Below are 21308 nucleotides of genomic sequence, written 5' to 3'. Positions count from 1 at the left end.
ACGATGGGGTCGCCTGTACTTTCCCGAACATCCAGGGTTGCACTGGTCATGGTCGTCACGGCTCTGCTGCTGACGCCCCTGCTGACGCAAGCCGACGCCAAACAGCGCAAGAAGCATTACACGCCGCTGTCACAGCGGTTGGAGCAGCTGTTTTCACCGCGGGTCGACTCGCATCCTAAGCCGCGCAGCAAGCACCGCCAGAAGCCCAGTCCAAAGCGGCACATCACGCCAAAGCAGGTGGAACAAAAGACCCCGGATAAAAAGCCCTCGCCCGCCGATGTTCCGGTGCAGCCCTCGCGCGTTGTCCCGCTGCCCGAGGCGCGTCCTTCAGAGGCGCCGAAGACCGGCGCGGCACCGATCGAAAAGCAAAAGGCCGAAGGTCCGAACACCCTTGGCGCGTCCGATCGATTCAACGAAGAAAAGTCCCGTTTTAAAAAGCAGGCGCGGCCCGGACCGTCAGCCCCGAAGCCGTCGACCGATAGGCAAAGCGAGCCCGAGCCGCCGGCCGCGGTGCCGATTCCGACACAAAAGCCAGACACTTCGGAACCTGAAGCTCAGCCGCCGGCCGTTGCCCCGCAACCACCTGAAAAACCCGATGCCGGCGACAAGAAGATGCTGCCCGATGCGCGCTCGGCCGATTTGCCCGATGCAAAAATGCCGGCGGCGGAAGTCGCCTGTCGCGAGCGGCTGACGGCCCTTGGTGTCGAATTCGAGGAGCATAAGGCGGAAAGCAATCCCGACATCGGCTGCTCGATCCCCTATCCCCTGGTGCTGAAGTCGCTCGGAAAATCCATCGCCATCGGACCCACGACCGAACTCAACTGCCCGATGGCCGAGGCGGCAGCCCGCTTTGCCGCCGAAATCATACAGCCGGCGGCGAAAGCCGAGTTCGGAGCCGACCTGAAATCGATCAACCAGGCATCGGCCTTTGTTTGCCGGCCGCGCAACGGCACGCGCCATCTGTCGGAACATGCCTTCGGCAACGCGCTCGATATTGCCAGCTTCACGTTGTCGGATGGCAGAAAGATCGAAGTCGGTCCAACGCCGCCCGAGAAGGACGGCAAATTCCTCAATGCGGTGCGCAAGGCCGCCTGCGGACCGTTCAAGACCGTGCTTGGACCGGGCGCGGACCCGGACCATTCCCTGCATTTCCATCTCGATCTCGAACCGCGCCGGAATGGTGGCACTTTCTGCCAGTAATGGCCCTCCAGTGATCGTCATGCCGGTGATGGTATGGCTGCCGCATTTCGGCCGCAGGCATGAACGGGAACGCTGAGTTTTCCTTTACCCTTGATCGTTAAAATCCCACCGATCAAGGACAGGATCCCGCCCATGGCCGCAATATTTCGCGCCGCGAAGGCAAAAAGCGCAGCGATACTGGCCACCGGTCTTGCGCTGGCCGCCGTTTCGGCTTGCAACACTGGCAGCGTGCTGTCGCTGCAGCCGGCCGTCGATGTCGGCTCGCAGACCGCGGCCGTGCCGCAATATGAAGGCATGCAGAAGCTCGTCCCGTCCAATCCCTATATGACTGCCGCCTATCCGCACATGGACGAGCCGATGTCGGAGTCGGAGCCGCAGCAGATGCCGGCCAGCGAAACCGATTGCCGTGGCGAACTGAAGCGCCTTCGCGTCGTCTACACCGATGTGCAGCCGATCCATGAGGGACAGTGCGGCATAGACTGGCCGGTCAAGGTCTCCGCCATCGGCGGCATCCAGATGAAGCCCGCCGCGACATTGACCTGCGACATGGCCGCAAGTTTCGCCGCCTGGACCAGCAACGAACTGGTTCCCTCCGCCCGCTGGCGCTATTTCTCGGGCGTCAAGACCATCCACCAGGGCTCAAGCTATTCCTGCCGCAACATCGCCGGCGAAGGTGTCCTGTCCGAGCACGGCAAGGGCAACGCCCTCGACGTCATGAGCATCGAGCTCAACAACGGCGACGACATCGACGTGCGCAAGCCCGGCCTGTTTGCCTTCCGCACCCGCGGCTTCCTCAACAATGTGCGTGCCGACGGCTGCCAGTATTTCACCACCGTGCTCGGTCCCGGCTACAATTACGATCACCGCAACCATTTCCATTTCGACATCAAGAACCGCAAAAGCGGCTACCGCGCCTGCCGCTAAGGCGTTTCACCGTTCAGAAATCAGTCGGGATTGGCGTTCCTGGTGGAAGCGATGATTTGCTGGGCCACCAGATCCTGGATGCGCCAAAGGTTCCTGTCGCGGATACCGCTCTCTTCCAACTTGCTGACGGTTCGGAACAGGTATTGAGCCGACGAGCCCCAATGCCCGGCAGCCCGCGCCAGCGTGTCGGCAACCTGCTCCAATGGCAGCCGGCCGGCATAGGCCCTGCCGTCTGGCGCGGCGACGAAAGCCAAGGCCCGCAACGGCCCATCCTTGGTCTTGACCTTGATCCAGCATGGCACGTTAGTCGGCGGATTGGCATCGATCTCGCGGCGCATCAACTGTCCAAGTTGCCCGACATGGTCTTCCGCGGGCAGCCGATAGACGATGCCGTTGCAGCTGCCGCCTCGATCGAGCGCCAGCATCAGCGCCGGCAAATCACGGGTTCCGCGCCAACGGGTCAGCGTCAGGCAGAACGAGCGGTGCCATCCTGGCGCCGTGGCCGGGCGCTGCTCGACATGGGCAAATTCGGGGTTCCAGATCAGCGACCCGTAGGCAAAGACCCATAGCGCTTCAGGCCGATGCTCCGACAGAAGTTGCTCGACAAGACTATCGAACTCCGCGTCTGTATGCTCGGTTGTTCCGGGCTCGGGACCCGGATCCGGTTCGACACGCTCGACCCTTGCGACAAGGTCCGCGGTCAATGCCATCGAGCTGCGACCCACCGGCTTCTTATCCATTCCTGCTCACCCCCCGCAAAAACGATGGCCGACGATAGAACGGCTGCTCGCCGCTGGCCATTGATTTCCAGGGTCCGTCAGGCACAGATACCGCACGGATCGAGCCGCTTTCATGAGCCGACGAAGCCTGCAACGACGCGCATTGACCTGGCTCGCCGCTCTTCTGGCGGTCTGGCTGGCCCTCGCCTATGTCGCTGCGCCGGAATTCTGGACGGTTCGCGACCGCGGCTTTCGCACGCAGACTTTCGAGATGGTGACACACACGCCGCAAGGCATTCCGGGCGACCCGATCAATATCGGCCTTGTCGGTACCGAAAAAGAGATGGTCCATGCCTTCGCCATGACCGGATGGGATACGGCCGATGGCGTGACGCTAAAGACCGCGATCGAAATCGGTGAGAGCGTGCTGTTCGACCATCCCTATCCTGACGCCCCGGTCAGCCGGCTGCTGTTCGAAGGCCGCGCCCAGGATCTCGCCTTCGAAAAGCCGGTCGGCGGGAGCGCCGACCGGCGCCATCATGTCCGCTTCTGGCGCAGCGATGCGACCGGCGACGACGGCCGAACGCTCTGGATGGGCTCGGCCAGCTTCGACCGCGGCGTTGGTCTCAGCCGCGATACCGGCGCCATCACCCACCATATCGCCCCTGACATCGACGCCGAGCGCGATCTCGTGATCCACGACCTGTCGGCGGCCGGCATGGTGACCTCGGCGAGCGACATCCCGGGCATCGGCGCCACCAGGACCGGACGCAACGGCGGCGGCGATCCCTATTTCACCGACGGCAAGGCTGTTGTCGGGGTGCTCAGGCAATTCCCCTGAACCACTGTCATTTTCCAAAAATCATCGCGGACTATTTTCCTGCGGCCCGCCGCAATGCTATTGAGCCCTGATGCTATACGTCGAAATCGCCACCGTGGTCGTCCTCATCTGTGTGAACGGCCTTCTGTCGATGTCCGAGCTCGCCATCGTGTCGTCGCGCCCGGCGCGGCTCAAGGCGATGATCGACCGCGGCGTCAATGGCGCCGGGCGTGCGCTGACGCTCGGCTCCAATCCCGGCAAATTCCTGTCGTCGGTGCAGATCGGCATCACTCTGGTCGGCGTGCTGTCGGGCGCCTTCTCCGGCGCCACGCTGGGCGACAGGCTTTCGGTGTACCTGGCCTCGACCGGCATGCGCGAAAACATCGCCGACCCGCTCGGCGTCGGGATCGTCGTCGCCATCATCACCTATTTCTCGCTGATCGTCGGCGAGCTGGTGCCCAAGCAGATCGCGCTGCGCGATCCCGAGCGCGTTGCCGCCCGCGCGGCGCCTGCAATGACCATCCTAGCCACCGTCTCGGCGCCGCTGGTGTTCCTGCTCGACATTTCCGGCCGCGCCATATTGTGGCTGCTTGGCCAGCGCGGCGAGAGCGAGGAGAAGGTCACCGACGAAGAGATCAAGATGCTGGTCGCCGAGGCCGAGCATCACGGCACCATCGAATCCGACGAGCGGCGCATGATCGCCGGCGTCATGCGGCTCGGCGATCGCGCCGTGCGCGCCGTGATGACGCCGCGCACCGAGGTCGACTGGATCAATTTGCAGTCCGATGAGGGCGCCATCCGCAAGCTCTTGATGGAGACCCAGCATTCGCGCCTCCCGGCCGGCGATGGCGGGGTCGACGTCATGGTTGGCGTTGTTCAGACGCGCGACGTGCTGGCCGCCCTGCTCGCCGGCCGCGCACTCGATCCGCGCAAGCATGTGCGCGCCGCCCCCATCGTCTACGACCAGGCCGACGCGCTGGATGTGCTGCAGAAGCTGAAGGAATCCGACGTGCCGATGGCGCTGGTGCATGACGAATACGGCCATTTCGAAGGGATCGTCACACCTGCCGACATTCTCGAGGCCATCACCGGCGTCTTCCGGGCCGATACCGACGCCGGCGACGAGGAAAACGCCGTCAAGCGCGAGGACGGCTCATGGCTGCTCGCGGGATACATGCAAGCCGACGAGATGGCTGACGTTCTCGGTATCGACCTGCCGGAAAATCGGGATTACGAGACCGTCGCCGGTTATGTGCTGTCGCACATGCACCATCTGCCGGCGACCGGCGAATGCGTCGACGCGCAAGGCTGGCGTTTCGAGGTCGTCGACCTCGACGGCCGCCGCATCGACAAGCTGATCGCCACCCGGCTGCCCAGCGGCCATCGCGAAGTGGTGCGTTGACGCTCTGCCGTCAAAGCGAATAGCGCGCTCAGACCGCGGCTTCGATCGGTTCGGCAAGCTTCGGATTGGAGCGCGAGGCGATCAGGCAACTGGCCACGATCAGGGCCGCTCCAGCCAGCGTGGTCCAGGTCGCCGCCTCGTCGAAGAACAGCCAGCCAAACACGATCGCCCAGATGAAGGCAGAATACTCCGTCGGGATCAGATATTGCGCTTCGGCCCGCGCGTAGGACCAGCTCATCAGGAACTGGCCGGAGAGCGACAGCGCCGTCACCCCGGCCAGCGGAAGCCAGAGATTGCCCGGCAGGGCAACCGCGAGCCAGGGAGCGGCGGGGAGAAGGACGGCGGCAACGCACAGGTTCTGGAACAGCATGATCTCGACTGGCTTGGCCACCAGCGCCTGCCGCCGCGAGAGGATCAGATTGTAGGCGTAGAACACCGTCGATGCGAGCACCGCCACCGTGCCAAGCAGGGCATCCCCGGTATAATTCCCTTGCCCGAACTGTCCGGCCATGATGATGACGACGCCGGCGATGCCCGCCAGCGACGCCCAGATCGCCTGGCGCTGTATGCGTTCGCCCAAAAGCAGCGCCGCCAGCAGGAGAGCGAACAGCGGCGCGACGAAACTAAGCCCGATCCCATCCGCCAGCGGCAATCTGGCAAGGCCCCAGAAGAACGACAGCAGAACGATGCCCACGACCACGGCGCGCAGCGCGTGTAGTCGCAGCACGGAAGGCGTGGGAAGGGAACGCGGCCCCGCCGCCCAGGCCGTGCCCGCGACCACGCTCGCAAGCATGCTTCGCCACAGCACCGTGTTGTAGACACCGACGGCGATCACCAGGATTTTCATCGCCGCATCCATGGCGGACAGAAGGAAGATCGCAAGTGCACAGACCAGCACCGGGGTCATGGGGGAAACGACGCCTGACGGGCTGGGTAACTTCACGGGGCATGCTCATGTGATGGATCGCAGCCGGATATATCAGGGGAGGACGGCCAGGCCAGATGGCAGGGCCGTGCATATGGCGGTCCAACCGATCTTCGCAGCCCCTCGATTTGAATTCGGTGCGTCGGCAGCGCCTTTCGCTATCGGCCCCAGCCTGCCCTCACCCATGATTGATCCGCTGGACGAATGGCAAAAGCAGCCAAAGCCTCTATATCGATTGTCATGGATGCATCGAACGAACACGCGCTAAACGACGAGCTTCTCCAAGATATCCAGCGCCTGTCCTTCGAGTATTTTCTCAACGAGGCCAACCCTGCCAACGGCCTAGTCGCCGACCGCAACACGCAGGCGTCGCCTGCCAGCATAGCCGCCGTCGGGCTCGCTTTGTCGTCCTATCCCGTCGGTGTCGAGCGCGGTTTCATGACGCGCGATGCCGCAATCGAGCGGACGCTCGCCACGCTTCGCTTCTTCTGGAACGCCCCGCACGGGCCGGAGCCCGATGCCACCGGCTACAAAGGTTTCTACTATCATTTCCTCGACATGAAGACCGGCCGCCGCGTCTGGAATTGCGAACTGTCCACGATCGATACCGCCCTTTTGCTTGCCGGTGTTCTGGCCGCCGGCGCTTATTTCGACGAGGACGATGAGCTCGAACTGGAAATCCGCCAGCTTGCCGATGCGCTCTACCGCCGTGCCGACTGGCGCTGGGCGCAGAACGGCGGCGCCACCGTCACCCATGGCTGGCGGCCTGGAAAAGGCTTTCTCCGCTACCGCTGGGAAGGATTTGACGAGGCGCTGATCCTGTACGTCCTGGGTCTCGGTTCGCCGACCCACTCGCTAACTCCCGAGAGCTACGCGGCCTGGCTGTCCACTTACAAATGGAAGACCATCTACGGCCGCGAGGTGGTCTATGCCGGCCCGCTTTTCATCCACCAGTTCTCGCATATCTGGATCGATTTTCGCGACATCGGCGATGCCTTCATGCGCGATCACGACCGGGACTATTTCGAAAACAGCCGCCAGGCGACGTATCTGCAGCGCGATTACGCAATCCGCAATCCGAGGGGGTTCGCGGGCTATGGCGAGAATTGCTGGGGCGTCACCGCCAGCGACGGCCCAGGTCCGATCGCGCGGCGAGCCGATGGACGCCGCTTCTTCGGTTATCTCGCCCGCGGCGCACCGTTTGGCCCCGATGACGGCACGCTGTCGCCATGGGCGGCAATCGCCTCCTTGCCTTTTGCGCCGGAAATCGTGCTGCCGGCGCTGCGCCATTTCCACGAGATGGACCTGCGCGACGGCAACCCTTACGGCTTCACCGCGAGCTTCAACCCGACGATCGCTGCCGACGACGGCCGCGCCTGCGGTTGGGTATCGCCGGACCATGTCGGCATCAACCAGGGGCCGATCGCCCTGATGATCGAGAACTACCGGTCCGACTTCCTGTGGCGATTGATGCGCCGCGTGCCGGCCATCACCACAGGACTGCGCCGGGCCGGGTTTTCCGGCGGTTGGCTGTGACAGGCGGCGATCCTTCGCGCGGGATCGTCAAGGCATCAGCGCGAGTTTGCCGGTCCGACTCCACCATCCGGCCAAGGGAGCCGAGAGCGCCTCTTCACGTGAATGAAAAAGGGCGGCGCAAACGCCGCCCTTTGGAAAAATCATCGGTCCTTGGGAGGATAAGGCTCAGGCCGCCTGGGCTTCGCCGGCAATCGCGTCGGCCTGACGCGCTGCCTTGAGCACGCGGGCCCACCAGGCAACGTCGTTGACCAGCGCCGTGGCAGCCTGGTTCAGATGCTCGATCTCCTCGAGCTTCTTCTCGCCCTGGCGCACCGCCAGGAAATCGCTCCAGGCAATGTGAACGGCGGATTTGACCGGCGCCATCTGCAATTCGACCGCGGCAAGACGCAAATGTTCGACAGCGCGCGAGCCGCCGACGCTGCCATAGCCGACGAAACCGGCCGGCTTCTTGTTCCATTCATTGGCGGCGTAATCGATGGCGTTCTTCAGCACGGCCGTCGGGCCATGGTTGTATTCGGCGGCGGTGAAGATGAAGCCGTCGAATTCGGCGACCTTCTTTTGCCAGCGCTGGGCAACTTCGTTCTGCGACGGCGCCCAGGCGGACGAGGCGACCTCGTCGAAGAAGGGCAGCGGCCAGTCGCGCAGGTCGACGGTCTCGACGTCGATGTCGGCATGGGATTTCGCGATCTTGGCGATCCACTGGGCGGGCACATCGGCGAAACGCGCGGCGCGTGTCGAACCGACGACGATGGCGATTTTGGGCTTGGACATGGGGCTCTCCATATATGCAAAAGCTGGTATCGTTTGGATACCGGCGCTATATGAGATACTGACAAATGGCAGCGCAAGGAGGCACCGTTATGTTACTGAGGCACCCGCACAACACCGAAGACTGCCGCGCCGTCTCGGAAATCCTGCAGCGCGTCGGCGACAAATGGACCGTTCTGGTCGTCGGCAAGCTGGGCGGCGGACCGCTGCGTTTCAATGAGTTGCGCGCCGCTGTCGGCGGCATTTCGCAGAAGATGCTGACCACCACCTTGCGCGGTCTTGAGCGCGACGGCTTCGTCACCCGAACCGTGTTCCCGACCATCCCGCCACGCGTCGACTATGAGCTGACGGAGCTCGGCCATGAGCTGCTGGTGCCGGTCGGCGCGCTCGGCGAATGGGCGCGGAAGAACACCTCGCGGGTCCAGGCGGCGCGTGAAAGATTCGATGGCGTGCACGCCTGAAAACCGTTGCTCAGCAATAGTTTACGGATGCTGCCGTCGACGACGCGTACCCGGGTTTAACTGGATCCGCCCTTGCATCGTTGGTCACGCCATGGCGACATAGCTGCAGCGTTTCGTTCGCCGGCGCATCATCATTTTGAGGCTGACGAGGTCTTCCGCTGACGGGCCCTCAGGCCTTTGACGCAGGGTTGCTGCAACACACTGCGCCGCACGTCTCTACCCTTGCAGACCGCTGGGCAGTCCGCTCGTTGCCAACGGTCCGGTCGTGCGTGCAGGCAACGCCTGGAAGCTCTTTCCTGATCTCGGTATAAGCGGTCGTGCCAAGCAGGCAGATCACCGCGACAAGGGCCGCCACGAGCCAGACGTTCAGCATATGTTGACGCATTGTCTTCCCTCCGCCGCCCGCAGAATCGGATGTGAAGGCAACCGTTGGATGTCGCGTAGCGCGTCGCCCGCGCGGGGGATGTTACATAAGCGCAAGCTTGGCAGAATCGACGATGTCAACTTTCGGTTGGAATCGGCTTCGGCTTGCCGTCGCTATCCAGCGCCACCATGACGAAATCGGCGTGGGTGACCTTCTCCATCAGGTCGGAGAGGTAGCGCTGCGCCCACGCCTCGACCTTGAGCGTCATGGAGGTGCGGCCGACGCGCTCGACATGGGTGTAGATGCACAGCGTGTCGCCGATCTTCATCGCTTTGGCGAAGGACATTTCCTTGACAGCCGCCGTCACCACGCGGCCCTTGGCCCGCTCGGCCGCACGGATGCCGCAGGCAAGATCCATCTGCGCCATCACCCAACCGCCAAAGATGTCGCCGGCCGCATTTGCATCGGCCGGCATGGCGAGCGTACGCAAGGTCAGATCACCGATCGGCCGTCCGTCCGCGTAATGCACCATCCGAGATTCCCCTGAAGCGATAGCCCTTGATCCCGTAGCGTCATGGACCCAAGAGGTCAACGCGACGGGCGAGGCTCCCGGCGCAATGTCGGTTCCATGGTGGCTTTTCCGACCAGGCGTCTCACGGTCGCTTTTTTCACAAGCCATGCCGGAAGCCGCAGGGGCGCGGCCAAGCCGTCGCGGATAGGCTGCGCTCAGTTTTGCGGAGCCGCCAACACCAATCATGCAGACTTATGACTTCATCATCGTCGGCTCCGGCTCGGCCGGCTCGGTTCTGGCCGACAGGCTGTCGATTTCGGGCCGCTTCTCCGTGCTGGTGCTGGAGGCCGGCGGCAGCGACCGCCGCTTTTATGTCCAGATGCCGCTCGGCTACGGCAAGACCTTCTTCGATCCGGCGGTCAACTGGAACTACAAGCCCGAGCCGGACCCCGGCCTTGCCGGCAATGTCGACCATTGGCCGCGCGGCAAGCTGCTTGGCGGCTCCAGCTCGATCAACGCCATGGTCTGGATCCGTGGCGCGCGCGAGGACTTTGACGACTGGCGCGATGCCGGAAATCCCGGCTGGGGCTATGACGATCTGTTGCCGGGCTTCAAGGCGCTCGAGGACAATGAGGCCGGCGCCGACAAATGGCGCGGCACCGGCGGGCCGCTGCATATCACCGACACGACGAACGCCGTCCATCCGCTGACCAGGCGCTATCTCGCCGCCGGCCAGCAGGCAGGGCTGCCACTCAACCCCGACTTCAACGGCGCCGCCCAGGAAGGCGTCGGCACCTACCAGATCTCGACCAGGAATGGTCGCCGCATGTCGGCCGCGCGCGCATTCCTGCGCCCGGCGATGAAGCGCAAAAACGTCCGCGTCGAGACGAATGCGCTGGCGAGCAGGATCCTGTTCGAGGGCAAGCGCGCCGTCGGCATCGAATATCTGCAGAATGGCGAGACCAAGACGGCGCGGGCCGGCCGCGAAGTCATCCTGTCCGCCGGCTCGATCAACTCGCCGCAGCTCTTGCAACTGTCCGGCGTCGGTCCCTCCGCACTGCTCAAGGGGCTTGGCATCCCGGTCGTCCACGCCAACGAAAATGTCGGCGCGCATCTGCAGGACCATGTCGGCATCAACTATACCTTCAAGGGAAACGTGCCGACGCTCAACCAAATCTTGCGGCCCTGGTGGGGCAAGCTGCTGGTTGGCATGCAGTACATCCTCACCCGCTCCGGCCCGCTGTCGCTGTCGATGAACCATGGCGGCGGCTTCTTCCGAACCGACCCGGCGTTTTCGCGCCCCAACATGCAGCTTTATTTCCAGGCTTTCTCGACCGTCATTCCGAAGAGCGGCGAGCGGCCGATCCTGACGCCAGATCCGTGGCCGGGCTTTTCCATCGGCCTCTCCAACTGCCGCCCGTCCAGCCGCGGCGAGATCATGATCCGCTCCAGCAATCCGCTGGACTATCCCAGGATCGTCGCCAACGCCTATTCCACCAACGCCGATGTCGACGAGATGCTGGCGGCGGTGAAATTCGTGCGCAAGATAGCCTCGATGCCCGCCATGGCCGAGATCATCACTGAGGAGGTTTTGCCAGGCCCATCGATCCAATCGGATGCCGACCTGATCCAGGATTTCAGGAAGCGCTCAGGCACCGTCTATCACCCGGTCTCGACCTGCCGCATGGGGCCGGATGCCGGGGCCGCCGTCGTCGACCCGCGCCTGAAAGTGCACGGGCTCGAAGGTCTGCGTGTCATCGACGCCTCGATCTTTCCCGCCAACATCACCGGCAACACCAACGCCGCCTCGGTCATGACCGGATGGAAGGGCGCCGAACTGGTTCTGGAGGACCAAAAATGAAGATCACCGACGTCAAGACCTGGGTAGTCGGCAACCCGCCGCCCGGCATCGGCGGCAAGTATTTCATCTTCGTCAAGCTGACCACCGATGGCGGCGTCGTCGGTTACGGCGAGGCCTACAACGCCACCTTCTCGGCTCACATAACAGCGAAGCTGGTCGAGGACATGGCCGAGCGTTACCTGATCGGCCACGATCCGCATGACATCGAGACCTTCTTCCGCCGCGCCTATTCCTCAGGATTTACCCAGCGCCCCGACGTTACCGGCATGGGCTGTTTCTCGGCGCTGGAAATGGCCTGCTGGGACATTGTCGGCAAGGAAGCCGACAAGCCGGTCTACAAACTGCTCGGCGGCCAGGTGCACGAGACGCTGCGCTCCTACACCTATCTCTACCCGCACACCGGCAGCGTCCATTCGGAGGACGCGCCGGACGGCAGGAACGTCTATAACGACCCTGAACTGGCGGCGGCCTGCGCGCTCGAATATGTCGAGCAGGGGTTCAACGCCGTCAAGCTTGACCCGGCCGGTCCTTACACCGCCTTCGACGGCCACCAGCCGCGCCTGATCGACATCGATGTCTCCACCCGCATGGTCAAGGCGATCCGCGAAGCCGTCGGCACCCGCGCCGATATTCTGTTCGGCACGCATGGCCAGTTCACCGCGTCGGGTGCGCTGCGGATGGCACGCGCGATCGAGCCCTACGATCCCTTGTGGTTCGAAGAGCCGGTGCCGCCCGACATGCCCGAAGTGATGGCTCAGGTGGCGCGAGGCACGTCGATCCCGATCGCCACCGGCGAGCGGCTAACGACCAAGTTCGAATTCGCCCGAATCATCGAGAACCGCGCCGCCACCATCCTGCAACCGGACCTTGGCCGTTCCGGCGGCATTCTCGAAACCAAGAAGATCGCCGCCATGGCCGAGGCATACCACATCCAGATCGCGCCGCACTGCTATTGCGGGCCGATCGTCGGCGCCGCCAACATCCAGCTGGCGGTGACGCTGCCCAATTTCCTCATCCTGGAATCGCTGAAGCAGTGGGACGGTTTCCACGCCACGCTCTTGAAGAAGAAGATCGAGTGGCAGGACGGCAATGTCATTCCGTCGAAGGAGCCCGGCCTCGGCGTCGAGCTCAACGAAGCGGTCTGCGAGGCGCATCCCTACACCGGCAAGGACCTGCATTTGCAGATGATGCAAATGCCGCTGATGCCGTGAGCGAACGCTACGCCTTCATCGGCCTTGGCCATCTCGGCGGCAACCTTGCCGCCAGCCTGTTGCGCAACGGTTTTGTCGTCATCGTCTTCGACCGCGACCCCGCCGCCGTCGAGCGCCTCGTGGCGCTCGGCGCCACGGCCGCGACCAGCCCGGCCGAAGCGGCGGCACAGGCCGGCAATGCCATTACTTGCCTGCCCTCGCCCAAGGTCAGCGAAGCGGTGCTGGCGAATGCCGGCGGCCTGCTCGAGGGTCTGCCCAGGGGCGGCTCCTGGATCGAGATGTCGACCAACGGCCGCGACGAGATCCTGCGCCTCGCCGCCCTCGCCGCGGCCAAAGGCATCGAGACGCTGGAGTGCCCGGTCACCGGCGGCGTGCATCTGGCCGCGGTCGGAAAGATCACCGCGCTTGTCGGCGGCGATGCTGCGCTTTACGAGCGCCATCGTCCCGCCATCGAAGCGATGTGCGCAAAATCGTTCCTGATGGGTCCGGTCGGCTCGGCGGCGGTGATCAAGGTGATCACCAACATGCTGGCCTTCATCCATCTCGTCGCCGCCGGCGAGGCGCTGATGTTGGCCAAGCAAGGCGGCCTCGACCTCGCGCAATCCTACCACGCCATCGTCGCCTCCTCCGGCAACAGCTTCGTCCATGAGACCGAAAGCCAGCTCATCCTCAACGGCTCCTACGACATTGGCTTCACCATGGACCTGGCACTGAAGGACCTCGGCTTTGCGCTTGCGATGGGCAGGGAGTTCAGACTGCCACTCCAACTGGCGCCGCTTGTGAGTGAGATTTTCCTGATGGGCAAACAGGAATATGGCGGCGGCGCCTGGTCGACCCAGATCGTCAAACTGCTCGAGGATGCCGTCGACATGGATCTGCGCGCGCCCGGTTTCCCAGCCAAGCTGGAAAGCTAAGCCGGGTAAATATGTCCTGCCATTTCAGGCCCTTGGCCGGTTCGCCGGAATCGCCGCTCAAACCACCTGAATCAATCCCTCAACGCCTTGATTCAATATCTCAGCGTCAGCGCTCCGGGCAGGATCTCAAACGTCGCGGGTATACGCCCCGGCGACTCGCCATCTATGTCGACCAGCGCGCCGTTCTTCTCGACATCGCCGCTAGGTTCGACCACCACTTTCCGGCCACGCAATATGGTGATGGCCGGATGGTTGCGGTGCCGGCCGCCATAGAGCAGCCGAATATCCCAGATCAGCTTCAGCTTGCCGGCCGCGCGCAGGATGACGATGTCGAACTGGCCGTCGGCGAGTTCGGCGTCCGGGGCGATCATCATGCCGCCGCCGAAGAACTTTCCGTTGGCAACCGCCACCAGCGCCATGCGCGCCTCGACCGGGGTGCCATCGTCGACGGTGATCCTGACGTCCTGGAAGCGGTAGCGGATGAACTCGACCACGGTGCGCCAGAAAAACAGCGCCTTGGCCGACATCCTGCCCTTGCGCTTGTCGGCATTGACCGCACGGTCCGTGGCGCCGGACAGGCCGAGGCTGGCGATATTGATGAAGTGCCGGCTGGCCAGCGCGCCATGGTCGTCGATGTAGCAGATGCGCCCGGCATCGACCTTGCGCGCCTTGGCTTCGGCGATCCGCTTCAACGCCGCATCCACCTCTTTCGGCAGGCCAAGTCCGCGCGCGAAATCGATGCCGGTGCCGCAAGGCAGCAAGGCAAGTTCGGTTGTCCGGCCGCTCTCATCGAATGCCTGCAGCAATCCGTCGGCCACCTCGCTGGCGGTGCCGTCGCCGCCGGCCGCGATCACCAGCCCGAAGCCGCTTGCCGCGAGGTCGAGCGCCAGCCTTTCGGCGTCGCCCTCGGCCTGCGTCTCGCGCAGCTCGAATTCGCCGAAATGCTTTTTCAGCGATGCGAAGACCTCCGGCCAATGCCGTTTCAGCCGGCCGCCGCCGGCAATCGGATTGAGCACCACCCCGACTTTCAATGCGCACCCTCCCCGCACCGAGCCGATAGGCTCGATGCTTTGCCTGCATTGAAGCCCGCGCCAGCCGGCGGAGCAAGGGGCACAGCCGATCAGGCGCCAAAAAGCCGGCGGGCTGTCTAATGCAGCTGGAGTCGAAATTCCGAGCTTTGTGGCAAACGATCCCCGATAATCCCGTTATCCACAGGCTCACGCCCATTCCCCAAAACCCTTACCCGGCGTAAGTTTAACCATCTCAGGCGGCTACCGATCGCCACGCCGAAAGGCAAAGCGAAAAGGCGGATTTCCTGAGGCCCGTACGGCCCGAAGCGAGAGCAGGCTTGCTTGTTCGAGGGACGGATGCCGAGACCTACGGGGCCGCGGAAAGCGTGCGAACGCCAACGGCGGACCGATGCTGCCATGAAGGACGGCGAAAACCTTCGATGGCGCGCCGAACGAAGCTCGCAAGGGTGGAGAACGGCGTGGTCTGGAACGGGCACTGCCTTCGGGCGGTGACTGGCAGGACCGTCAAAATCAAGGCCGGCATGGCGCGACGACTTTGCGGAAGTTGCTGCCGCGACCGTGTCCTGATCTGACAGGGAGGCGCTGGGAGAAATCCCGGCGCCGACTGTCTTTTGGGCCAAGGTCCGGTCGGCGAAGCGACGCGTAAGAAGCCGATACTTTGCTGGAACGAGATTTCGGCGCTGACGGAACCATCTTCATCACCAGGCGCGATCAGCAATTCACCGACATGATCCCGCGCCTGATCGACAGAGGCGTGTCCTTCGTCGAGATCGGTGGCAACGACGCGATCATGCTCACCGTGCTTTCGGCGGCAGACTTCGCTCCGCCCGAAGGCGCCCGGGCGCCGTTCAGCCAACCGTTCCGATCGATCCGGCCACCCGTCGCACCGGGCTGATCGTCGCCGTGCGCAAGCTGCACATCGTGCTGCCGGCGCTGTTCGAAGCAGGCGCGAGGCTGGAGCGCGTCTACAACTGAAGCCGCGCCCTGCACCGCGGCCTGCCCGGCGGGCCAAGCTACTTCTTCGGGCCGATGCCCGGGATCAAATTGAGGCCAGCGTTTATATATTCCGGCCGTATGGCGCCGCTGATGAGCGTGAAGGTGGCGAGCATGATGCTGGCCAGCGCACCGTCATGCCATGGCCTGAGGGCCAGCGCGTTGACGGCATAGGCCCAGAATGGGAAGGCGAGCATCGACATGACCATGTTGGCTCCCGGAGCCTCCGCATTGTCGGCTGAATCGCTGACCGATTTCAGATACACCGGCGTCATCGCCAGCGCGACGATCAACATGATCCATGAAATGGTCCAGACGCTGATACCGGCCATTTCAATCTTATAGATGGCTGCCTGCACCTTACCCGGAATGTCCCCCGGATTGCCTTTGGTCTCTTCCGCCACCGCATCGGTCAACGCCTTGGCAACCGGCTGCTCAGTGGCATTGACCAGGATGGAGTTGACGAAGATGAAAAATGCCACGACTTCGGCAGGCACGTACTTCGCAACCCGGTCGAGATAGCCATCGCCGCCTTTCGATCCTTGATCTTCTTGCTTGTCATCGTCGACGCCGAGCGGAGCATCGCCTGGAATACCCTCGAGCGTTGATTCCCTTTTCGGCACAGGCTCGGCGGACCGGACAATTCTTCCCATGACAAACCCCTCCTATATTGTTGTATCGCCCCGTGAGTATCGTAGTAGAAAACCGGGCCAAGAAACAGTTGTCGCGGCCATAGCCGACAAGATTTATTCAGGCTTCTTACTGCAAATGCATCACGCCCCCGCCCTATTGCTACCGGGTGTCTCGAAATCCACCTGTAGTGAGCGGTACCCAAAAACGCATCCCCCGGCTCATCGCGTGATCGCGGCCAAAATCCCGCCTTGTTCGCGCGCGATGGAAGGACTGGCTGCCGGGGGGCAATCCGAAGGACAAGACCGTGCTCAAGACCGCCCTTGTCGCCATGACCATTGTCGGCTGCGACTGCGACGCCAAGCTTTGCGAATATATCGGCGAGACGCCGGCGAAGTGGGCGACCATCGCCGACTGCGAAGCGGCGATGAAAAGCCAGATGCTGCACCAGAAGAACTTCGACTATCCGCTGGTCTCCGGCATATGCCGCAGCAAGGGGTCGGCGTCTTCTTCGCAACTGGCGGCGGCCGCATCCCGCCCGGAACTGAAGCCGGCCAGCCGGAATGTCCAAACCCCGTTGCCGCCGGAACTGAGCCATCGGTCGAGCGTTTCCGTCGGCTCCCCGACGACGGCCATGGAGGCAGCAGCGGCACGGCCGGTCGCCTACGAGCAAGTGGTCGATGGCGGAACAGGCGTGCTCTACCGCACCAGGAACGGCTACGCCGTGGTGAAGACAGATCTCGGCCGCGTCGCGTCGGCAACGGTCGGCATGGCCAAGCGGTCCGCGAACTGGCTGGCAGGCCTGGTGCCGAGCGGGTTGTGAGCGGCCTGCCGGTCGGACCGTACCACGCTGTCGCACTGCCGTGGAAAACTCCAGATAGATGCATGATGGTGTCAGCATCGACACGCAGGAGCGCCATTTCATGAAGCATGCAGTTCGAACCATGCTGTCCCTGGTGCTGGCGTTGGCGCCGATTCCGGCCGGTGCGCAGGATTCCGGCCAGGGCGGCGACAAGGTTGTAGGCGTCGCCAGGGACGATCCGGACATGGCGGCGGCCATTGCGCAGGCGCGCGCCAGCCTCGATGAATTCCTGTCCTTGTCGGATGCGCCGCCAGCCGGGACAACCAGCTACAAATTGAAAGTCGAGGTCAGGGACGGAGACGCCTCGGAGCATTTCTGGATCATCCCCTTCCACAAGACCGCGACCGGCTTTGCAGGAACATTGGCCAATGAGCCGCAAGCGGTGCACAATGTCGTGGCCGGCCAGGAACTCGAATTTAACCGGGACGATATTTCCGACTGGGGCTACACCAGAAACGGTCGCCAGGTCGGCAGCTTCACCGTCTGCGTGATGTTCAAGACGATGGCGCAAGAAGACGTCGAATATTATCGCCAGAACTACGGCTTCGACTGCTGAGGCGCGGCAGCCTGGCTAATGCATGCGCCCAAACAGGACCGCCGTTTTGGGGCAACGATATGCATGAAAACAAGACCTGAAGCGCGTCGCATGAATTCGTTTCGACGCGCGGCGCTTTAGGCCTCGCCATCCGTCGCGCCGATCTTGCGCACCAGCGCCGCGGTCGCCAAGATCGCGCCCATATCGGCGATCATCGGGGCGATGTGCTTGGTGTAATCGAGTGGCACGGAAATGGCGGGCAGTTCGAAGAAATTCTTCGGCTGCGGCAAGAGCAGGAAACCATCGCTGCCTTTAAGTGCCACCCGCGCCGGATCATCGCGCCATGTCTCGTGCAGCCATTTCAGCGCCTGCGCCAACCGGCCGCTCACCAGCGGCTGCGCGGCGGCGACATTGTCGGTGCGAAATTCGTAGTCGCCGTCGAGCAGCGGATCGCCGCTGGACAGTTCCTGCATCTTGCCGGCGAAGATGCCGCGGAAGAAACCGACCACCGCGTTGCTGCGGCGCGTCGCGACCAATATGCCGGGGAACGGCGCGATCGTCTCGAACGCAACGATGACGCCCTTGAAGACCGTCGACGAGCCTTTGCCCGACCCTTGGCGCAACTCCGCCTCGTAGAGCTCGAACGGAAAATCCTCGTAGCGGCCTGATACGATGTCGTCGAAGCTCTGCCGGTTGAAGGCGCCGACCACGGCGCGCGGCAGCCGGTCGAAGGAATTCGGCGTCACGCTGTTCTGATAGCGCACATCCCTGATGAAGCCGAAGATGATCGGCAGCAGCGTGTCACGGAACGATTGCTGCAGCCGCGTCGCCGGCCTGATCGCCAGGAAGTACAGCAGCAGCGCCGCGAAGAAACCGCCGGCATAGAGGAACACATGCGGCGTCGAGAACCATTGCTCGTTCAAGTCGGCGACCTTGTTGAACAGCCAGGCCACCAGCACGACAAAAACCAGCAGCAGCCCCAGAAACACCGGCACCCGCCAGCGCACCTGGCGGCAGGCCGAAGCCCGTCCAGCCTCATAGATCTCGATATTCTTCCTGATGCCGGCGACCACCGCTTCATCAGGCATGAACTCAGCTGCTTCCATCGCCCCCTCGCAAATTCCTATTATACCTATGATAACGGGAAAGTTGTCAGTCGCCAAAGATCGCCTTCAGCCTGGCCTGGACCTTGCCCTTCACCCGGCCAGTCAGCGCCTCGACCGGAACCAGCCGCTCATGCCCGCCTGCGCGCAGCCGCATGAAGGGATGCATCCGGTACCCGGCGATCGCACCGCGCATGCCGAGATCGGCGCTGACATCGACGACGAAAATGCCGGCGATGCGGCCGGGCCAGGGCTGCCGCGCCAGCGCCGTGCCGAGGAAGTCGCCAAGCCCGTAAGCCACGAGCGTCTTGCCGACCCATTGCACCGGCTGCACGACATGGGCGTGGTGCCCGGCAATCAGCCCGACGCCGTGACCGGCCAGCAACCTCGCCAGCGTTTGCGTTTGCGGCTGCGGAAAATGCCGGAACTCCCAGTCCCAGTGCGGCACCGCACAGGTGAGATCGATGTTCTTGTCGGCCGCGCCTCTCGGCCATGCCGCCGGATCGCCTTGCATCGAGACAAGCTCGGTGAATGGCCCGGCGTCACCATTGCGCCACAGTGTGAAGGCGGCAAAGCCGATCGTCAGCGGCCCGGCCTTGACCTGCTCGACCGGTCCTTTTTTCGCGGTGCCGATGGTGCGGATTCCAAGCCGCTTCAACGCCGCAACGGTCTCGTCGAAACCGGCGACGCCCTGGTCGAGCACATGGTTGTTGGCCAGCGACAGCACGAGCTTTTCACGCGCGATGCCTACGGCGGCAAGCGCCGCGGCAAGAAACCGCTCGCTCATCGCATGGTGCGTGCCAAGCCGCGTGCCAAACGCCACGCTCGGCCGCTCGACGACCGGACTTTCGCAATTGCCGATCACCAGATCGGCTGAGCCCAAGAGCTTTGCGATTTCCGGATCGCACTCCGGCGCACTACGGTTGGCCACCGCCGAAATATCGCCGACAAAGGCCAGCCGCACCTTCCGCCCCGGCGGCGGATCGATGATCGTCGTCGCCGCGATCGGTGCAAAATCCCTGACATCGCCGCCGAGAGACGGTTTCAGGAAGCGCGGCAGCCATGACAGTTTGTAGGAAAGCGGATAGTTCGACACGCGACGCCCAATCGTTTGCCCAATCGGTTAGCTTGTGTAGACGGTCTGCTCGGGAAGTGTCGACCGTCAGTCCTTGAAACACTGCCGCCGGCAGACACGGCGCCAAATGCGTGTAATGTCTGCGCATCGCATAGTGGAGGGATGAGATGACACGTTTTGCAGGCCTGCTGGCGTCCGCCCTCCTCCTGTTGCTGCCTTTATCTTCGGCCCGCGCCGCCGCGCCCAAAGCGGCAACCGCTTTGTTCGAGGCCAAAACGGTGACCGAGCGCAACGCCGCGCTTACCACGCTCGAGGCTGCAGCCCAGGGCGATCCGGCGTCAGCCTATGCCGCCGGGGCCGGCGAATTCTTCACCGCGCTGGAAATCCTCGCCGGCGGTCTGCACCGCCACGGGTTCGAAAGCCCGCAATCATTCATGCTGCCGCTGATGCGGCTGCCGATTCCGGACAATCCCAATCCCGAACCGCTGACCTATGAGCAGTTCCGCGCCATTCTGGTCGCCTTCCGCGACCGGCTGGAGACATCCGCGGCCACTCTGGGCTCGGTACCCGCCGATGCCGATATCGGCATGGTCGTCGACCTCACCCATGCCGGCATCGATCTCAACGAAGACGGTGCCATCGCGCCGGATGAAAGCATGGCCGCGATCATGGCCTCGCTGTCGCGCGGCGGTATCTCGTCGGACGGCGCCGCTCCCTCGCTCACATTCCGCTTCGACCGGGCCGACGGTTTCTGGCTGCAGGGCTATGCCGAATTCCTGATGGCGCAGGCCGATTTCTGGCTGGCGCATGATTTCAGGACCATGTTCGACGGCTCGTTCCACATGCTGTTCCCGCGCGCCAAACTGCCGCTGCAGGACGTTCTGGTGCCTCCCGCCGGGGACATGGGGAGCAGCATCTTCTCATCGGAATGGCGCATCGCGGATTTCATCTCCATGGTTCACCTCGTGAACTGGCCGGTGGTCGAGCCGGAGCGCCGTCAAGCGGCGCGCCGCCATCTGCTCGAAATGATCCGGCTGTCGCGCGAGGACTGGAAGGCGATCCGCGCCGAGACCGACAATGACCGCGAATGGCTGCCGGGACCGCAGCAGAAGGGCGAGAACCCGCTCACCGGGCTCGAAGTCGGCGAGGAGCAGGTCGAGGCCTGGCTCGCCACTCTGACCATGGCCGAAGACCTTTTGGAAGGCCGCAAGCTGCTGCCGCATTTCCGCATCACGGTCAGCACCGGCCAGGGCATCAACATGAAGCGTTTCTTCGAAGAACCGAAGCCTTTCGACCTGGTGCTGTCGATTACCGGCCCGGCCATCGCGCCCTACCTCGAGAGCGGTGAGATCGTGACCAGCGGCGAGTTCGACCAGATCCAGCGTCAGTTCGGTGGCGGTGGGTTTTTGACCTTCGCGCTGTGGTTCAATTGAGCAGGTGGCCCGGCTTTGCGTGACACAGCT

General features: G+C 63.5%; 21 protein-coding genes. 13 read left to right on the top strand and 8 right to left on the bottom strand.

Annotation, left to right across the window (positions count from 1 at the left end; all coding sequences use genetic code 11):
• Positions 1–138 precede the first annotated feature (138 nt).
• On the top strand, positions 139–1200 hold the full coding sequence (locus NLY43_RS26805) for an extensin-like domain-containing protein (protein WP_023711170.1): 1062 nt from the start codon (positions 139–141) through the stop codon (positions 1198–1200).
• Positions 1201–1332: 132 nt separating this feature from the next.
• Entirely contained in the window at positions 1333–2124 is a 792-nt protein-coding gene (locus NLY43_RS26800) for an extensin-like domain-containing protein (protein ID WP_023701608.1), read from the top strand.
• A 20-nt stretch (positions 2125–2144) separates the two neighbouring features.
• Here NLY43_RS26800 and NLY43_RS26795 read toward each other — a convergent pair whose 3' ends face one another.
• On the bottom strand, positions 2145–2864 hold the full coding sequence (locus NLY43_RS26795; protein WP_023705875.1) for a gamma-glutamylcyclotransferase: 720 nt from the start codon (positions 2862–2864) through the stop codon (positions 2145–2147).
• 112 nt (positions 2865–2976) lie between these two features.
• Between NLY43_RS26795 and NLY43_RS26790 the strand changes: the two genes are divergently transcribed.
• Together NLY43_RS26790 and NLY43_RS26785 are read left to right on the top strand one after the other, a co-directional pair.
• Positions 2977–3684, top strand: coding sequence for an LssY C-terminal domain-containing protein (locus NLY43_RS26790; protein WP_023711169.1), 708 nt, complete (start codon positions 2977–2979; stop codon positions 3682–3684).
• 70 nt (positions 3685–3754) lie between these two features.
• Positions 3755–5065: a hemolysin family protein gene (locus tag NLY43_RS26785; RefSeq protein WP_023683747.1), complete on the top strand. Its 1311-nt coding sequence runs from the start codon at positions 3755–3757 to the stop codon at positions 5063–5065.
• A gap of 28 nt (positions 5066–5093) precedes the next feature.
• On the opposite strand, the gene NLY43_RS26780 is transcribed toward NLY43_RS26785, so the two are convergent.
• The gene (locus NLY43_RS26780) at positions 5094–5972 is read right to left on the bottom strand and encodes a DMT family transporter (protein WP_050588054.1); all 879 of its coding nucleotides are present in this window, start codon (positions 5970–5972) and stop codon (positions 5094–5096) included.
• 258 nt (positions 5973–6230) lie between these two features.
• Between NLY43_RS26780 and NLY43_RS26775 the strand changes: the two genes are divergently transcribed.
• Positions 6231–7526, top strand: a complete 1296-nt coding sequence (locus NLY43_RS26775; protein ID WP_023711167.1) for a glucoamylase family protein — start codon at positions 6231–6233, stop codon at positions 7524–7526.
• 165 nt (positions 7527–7691) lie between these two features.
• Here the strand turns inward: NLY43_RS26775 and NLY43_RS26770 are convergent, their stop codons facing one another.
• Positions 7692–8297, bottom strand: coding sequence for an NADPH-dependent FMN reductase (locus NLY43_RS26770; RefSeq protein WP_023671992.1), 606 nt, complete (start codon positions 8295–8297; stop codon positions 7692–7694).
• An 89-nt stretch (positions 8298–8386) separates the two neighbouring features.
• On the opposite strand from NLY43_RS26770, the gene NLY43_RS26765 reads away from it, so the two are divergent.
• Entirely contained in the window at positions 8387–8755 is a 369-nt protein-coding gene (locus NLY43_RS26765) for a winged helix-turn-helix transcriptional regulator (protein WP_023683744.1), read from the top strand.
• A 500-nt stretch (positions 8756–9255) separates the two neighbouring features.
• Here the strand turns inward: NLY43_RS26765 and NLY43_RS26760 are convergent, their stop codons facing one another.
• The gene (locus NLY43_RS26760; RefSeq protein WP_023671995.1) at positions 9256–9651 is read right to left on the bottom strand and encodes an acyl-CoA thioesterase; all 396 of its coding nucleotides are present in this window, start codon (positions 9649–9651) and stop codon (positions 9256–9258) included.
• Between the two features lie 223 nt (positions 9652–9874).
• On the opposite strand from NLY43_RS26760, the gene NLY43_RS26755 reads away from it, so the two are divergent.
• Genes NLY43_RS26755 through NLY43_RS26745 form a run of 3 tightly spaced genes read left to right on the top strand, consistent with a single transcriptional unit; the run spans position 9875 to position 13616 of the window.
• Complete coding sequence (locus NLY43_RS26755) at positions 9875–11491, top strand: GMC family oxidoreductase (RefSeq protein WP_023823427.1); 1617 nt, start codon at positions 9875–9877, stop codon at positions 11489–11491.
• A complete protein-coding gene (locus NLY43_RS26750) occupies positions 11488–12702 on the top strand; it encodes a mandelate racemase/muconate lactonizing enzyme family protein (protein WP_023711165.1) in 1215 nt (404 codons plus the stop codon). The genes NLY43_RS26755 and NLY43_RS26750 overlap by 4 nt, the downstream gene beginning before the upstream one ends.
• The gene (locus tag NLY43_RS26745; protein WP_023683741.1) at positions 12699–13616 is read left to right on the top strand and encodes an NAD(P)-dependent oxidoreductase; all 918 of its coding nucleotides are present in this window, start codon (positions 12699–12701) and stop codon (positions 13614–13616) included. The genes NLY43_RS26750 and NLY43_RS26745 overlap by 4 nt, the downstream gene beginning before the upstream one ends.
• A gap of 92 nt (positions 13617–13708) precedes the next feature.
• On the opposite strand, the gene NLY43_RS26740 is transcribed toward NLY43_RS26745, so the two are convergent.
• Positions 13709–14647 carry a diacylglycerol/lipid kinase family protein gene (locus NLY43_RS26740; RefSeq protein WP_023695774.1) on the bottom strand — a complete coding sequence of 313 codons (939 nt, stop codon included), beginning with the start codon at positions 14645–14647 and terminating at the stop codon, positions 13709–13711.
• A 658-nt stretch (positions 14648–15305) separates the two neighbouring features.
• Here NLY43_RS26740 and NLY43_RS26735 point away from each other — a divergent pair.
• Entirely contained in the window at positions 15306–15542 is a 237-nt protein-coding gene (locus NLY43_RS26735; RefSeq protein ID WP_023711164.1) for a hypothetical protein, read from the top strand.
• Between the two features lie 118 nt (positions 15543–15660).
• Here NLY43_RS26735 and NLY43_RS26730 read toward each other — a convergent pair whose 3' ends face one another.
• Entirely contained in the window at positions 15661–16293 is a 633-nt protein-coding gene (locus NLY43_RS26730; protein ID WP_031215742.1) for a hypothetical protein, read from the bottom strand.
• A gap of 284 nt (positions 16294–16577) precedes the next feature.
• On the opposite strand from NLY43_RS26730, the gene NLY43_RS26725 reads away from it, so the two are divergent.
• Entirely contained in the window at positions 16578–17093 is a 516-nt protein-coding gene (locus NLY43_RS26725; protein WP_023695777.1) for a hypothetical protein, read from the top strand.
• Positions 17094–17193: 100 nt separating this feature from the next.
• Entirely contained in the window at positions 17194–17688 is a 495-nt protein-coding gene (locus tag NLY43_RS26720; RefSeq protein ID WP_023683736.1) for a YegJ family protein, read from the top strand.
• Between the two features lie 116 nt (positions 17689–17804).
• Here the strand turns inward: NLY43_RS26720 and NLY43_RS26715 are convergent, their stop codons facing one another.
• Complete coding sequence (locus NLY43_RS26715) at positions 17805–18773, bottom strand: DUF3137 domain-containing protein (protein ID WP_023711163.1); 969 nt, start codon at positions 18771–18773, stop codon at positions 17805–17807.
• Positions 18774–18819: 46 nt separating this feature from the next.
• Positions 18820–19866 (bottom strand): CapA family protein, encoded by a 1047-nt coding sequence (locus tag NLY43_RS26710; RefSeq protein WP_023711162.1) that lies wholly within the window; start codon positions 19864–19866, stop codon positions 18820–18822.
• Positions 19867–20012: 146 nt separating this feature from the next.
• Here NLY43_RS26710 and NLY43_RS26705 point away from each other — a divergent pair, with 146 nt between their 5' ends.
• Positions 20013–21278 (top strand): hypothetical protein, encoded by a 1266-nt coding sequence (locus NLY43_RS26705; RefSeq protein WP_023711161.1) that lies wholly within the window; start codon positions 20013–20015, stop codon positions 21276–21278.
• Positions 21279–21308 lie beyond the last annotated feature (30 nt).

Source organism: Mesorhizobium sp. C416B (assembly GCF_030323165.1).
GTDB lineage: Bacteria > Pseudomonadota > Alphaproteobacteria > Rhizobiales > Rhizobiaceae > Mesorhizobium.
This window is presented reverse-complemented; position numbering and strand designations above follow the sequence as displayed.